Source organism: Nocardia cerradoensis NBRC 101014 (genome assembly GCF_000308535.1).
GTDB lineage: Bacteria > Actinomycetota > Actinomycetes > Mycobacteriales > Mycobacteriaceae > Nocardia > Nocardia cerradoensis.
Map to the genome: position 1 here is coordinate 1 of NZ_BAFW01000311.1, position 3141 is coordinate 3141.

Consider the following 3141-nt stretch of genomic DNA (forward strand, 5'->3'; position numbering starts at 1 on the left):
TGTTCTGACCGCCGGCGGCCAGGACCTCCGCAGCGGTGACGACGTGCTCACCCGTCGACAGCCAGGCCGGGATGGAATCGGAGGTGCCCGAGCCGGGCCCGAACACCGAACCACCGCGCGCGAATCCCAGTGTGACGGGATCGAGTTCGCCGACGCCGGGCAGGAACTTCGCGATGGAGTTCCACGCCTTCCTGAGGCCGTCGTTCCAGACGGTGTTGACCAGGAACCGCACCGGGTTCGCGGCGGCGTCGCGCAGGCCGTCCCAGATCGACTTGATGCCATCGATACCGTCTTGGAACCAGCCCCGGACCTTGTCGACGCCCTCGTGGATCTTCGGGAACACCGTGCCGGTCAGCCAGTCCACGCCCTTGCCGAGCGAGTCGTTCAGGTCGCGCCAGTGATCGATGATCCATTGCAGCGCAGGCAAAACGAGTTTCTGGACGACCTCGTTCACGAACCAGGTGAATCCGTCGATCAGCTTGGTGATGATCGGCAGCAGCACGGTGATGATGTCGATCACGCCCGGCATGACCTGCACCGCCAGATCCACCAGTTTCGGCAACAGCGGGATCACGGCCAGCAGCAGATTGGCGAACGCTCCGACCAGTTGAGGCAGGAACGGGGCGAGTTCGGTGAGAGCGTCCGCGAGGGCCTGGCCGAGTGTCATCGCGACCTGCGCCAGCACCGGCGCGAGTTGCTGGATCACCGGCTGCATCTGCTGCGCGAACGACGCGATCACCGGTGCCAGCGCCTGCGCCACAGTGGACAGGGCGGGCGCGAGAGCCTGGATCGCGACCGACAGGTTCTCCGCGATCAGGGGGACGATCGGCGCGAGCGCGGTCAGCAGATCAGCGAAGGACTGCGCGAGCGGCCCCATGGCCGGAGCGAGCGCGTTTACGGCCCCTACCAGGGCATTTCCGACGACCTGAGCTATCTGCGACAGCGGCCCGATCATCGGTGTCAGCGCGGTCATCAACGACGACAGCAGATTCGAGATCACCGGCAGCACCGGCGCCAATCCCTTGGCCAGGTCGGAAATGAACGTGCCGAGCTGAGGCAGGATCGGCGTCAACGCGTTCGCGAACGCCGCGCCGAGTTCCCCGAGCCCCGGGGCCATGTTCACCAGCGCGGTACCGAGCGAATCGAACAGCGGCCCGAGCGTCGGTAGGACCCGGTCGGAGATGGTCAGCAGCGCTGTGGTGAATCCGCCGAGCAGCGGGCCGATGCCCTCCAGCGCCTTGTTCAGTCCGTCGAACACCGACGCCAGCTGCCCGCTGGCGGCCGACTGGGAGAACGCCGCACCGATGGAGTCGCCGATGTGCGCGATCGACTGCCCCATCCCCTCCATGGCCGGGGCCGCGACATGGACGAAATCGAGGATGCCCTGGGTCGCTTCACCGGTGCCGGACCGCAATCCCTTGATCAGGTTCGTCGCGCCGGCGAATGTGTCGTTCAGGCCTTGGATGCCGCGGGCGGACCCGACGAAATTCATCGCCTCCAGTGCCGCGCCGTTTAGTTCGGTAGCGACACCGTTCATCCCGGTTTTCAGCACCGGCAGCACTCGCCCGGCGACATCGGTCAACGTGGAACCGAAGTTCGCGAGCAGGGTGTTCTGTACGGACTTCTGGACGTCCTCGAGCGCGGGTTTCAGCGTGACGAATGCCTTGACCAGCTCCTGCGCGTTCGGCGCGAGCTTCGACATCGCCTCCGCGTAATCCTGCTGGCTGGCAGTGCCTTTAGCCTGTTCAGCGGCAAGATCGCGGACAGCGTTCGCAGCGTCGCGGGCAGCGGTCGACGCCTCGTACTGGGCGTCGGCCACCCGCTGCTCGGCCTCCTGCTGGCGGTCCTTCGCCGCCGTAACAGCGTCCGATCCCTCGATGCCCTTGGCCTGGGCTTCCGCGTTGTCCTGGGCGGCGCGAGTGTTCTCATCGACCGCGCGGTCGTAGTTCAGCTGCGCACGCTCGAGCGCGACCAGATCCTTTTCGTGCTGCTTCGGATTGAAGATCGAATCGTTGGCGGCCTTCTGCGCTTCCCGCAGGTCGATCGCCGCTTCCTTCTGCGAGATCGACGCGCCGCGGGCCCGCAGTATCGAATCCTCGAGATCACGCCCGGCCTGCCGGTAGGCGCGCCCGACGTCCTCGGCGGCGGTCTGTGCTTCCTTCTGCGCCGACGCCAGCGAGCGTTGCGCGACTTCGGCGGTGTGCGCCGAGTCCTGCACCCGGTCCTGGGCGTCGGACAGCGCCTTGGTTTTCGCCGCGGCGTCGGCCGCTTCCTTCGGCCCCGATTCGGTCGCCTTGTTCGCCGCCTTCAGCGCATCCCCGAGACCATGCAGACCGGTCGCCGCCGTCGCGATGATCCCGCCGGCCGCTGGCCCGATCGCCGCCAACGCGGTCGCCAGCCCACCCACCAGACCAGTCGCCGCCCCGGCCGCACCGCCGATACCGGCGACCAGCGCGGTGATCCCGGCCAGCTTCCCGGTGTTGAGAGCTATCGACCCGATCGCGCCGCCGAGCCGCTTGAACGCGGACGTGCTGGCGTCCGCGTCGCCGCGTAGCCGCCCCGCGTTCGCTGATGCGCCGGATAGCGACGGCACCCGCAGATCCGGTGTGTTCACCCGCTGTTGCAGCGTCGCCGCCTGCCGCCCCAGGTCGGCGCTGCGCCGCCGCGCGTCCGCCACCCTCAGCTCGGCAGCCTCGACCCGCTGCGCCGCTCGCTCCTGTTTCAGGGCATCGGCTTCCGGATCGCCTGCGGCGGCCTTCACCGCCCGCTTCGCTTCCGCGACACGGATTTCCGCAGCCGCTACACGGTCAGCGGCGGCGGTGCGTTTGTCGGCGTTCTCGTCGCCGTCGCCGATCGCCGCCGCAGCCTTCTTCGCCGCCGCCAGCCGGTTCTGGGCCGCAGTCAACTGCTGGGCGGCCTTCTGCTCCCGCAGCAGCTGCTCTTCCGGATCAGGGCCTGACGCCGCGGCGGCCTTCCGCGCTTCGGCCAGCGCGGTCTGCGCGGCCTTCTCCGCTGCCGCCGATTTCTGCAGCTGCTGGGTGACCTTCTCCAGCTGCGCGGCGGCCCGCTGCCGATCCGTCGCGACCGTGCGCGCCACCTGCCCAGACACGCGCTGCACGTTCTGCATCTGCTGTTCGGACG

Annotated in this window: 1 protein-coding gene; it reads right to left on the reverse strand. The window is 68.4% G+C overall.

Annotation, left to right across the window (positions count from 1 at the left end):
• A partial coding sequence (locus ON23_RS28270) for a hypothetical protein (RefSeq protein WP_143860648.1) occupies nucleotides 1-3109 on the reverse strand: 3109 nt, incomplete at its 3' end.
• Nucleotides 3110-3141 lie beyond the last annotated feature (32 nt).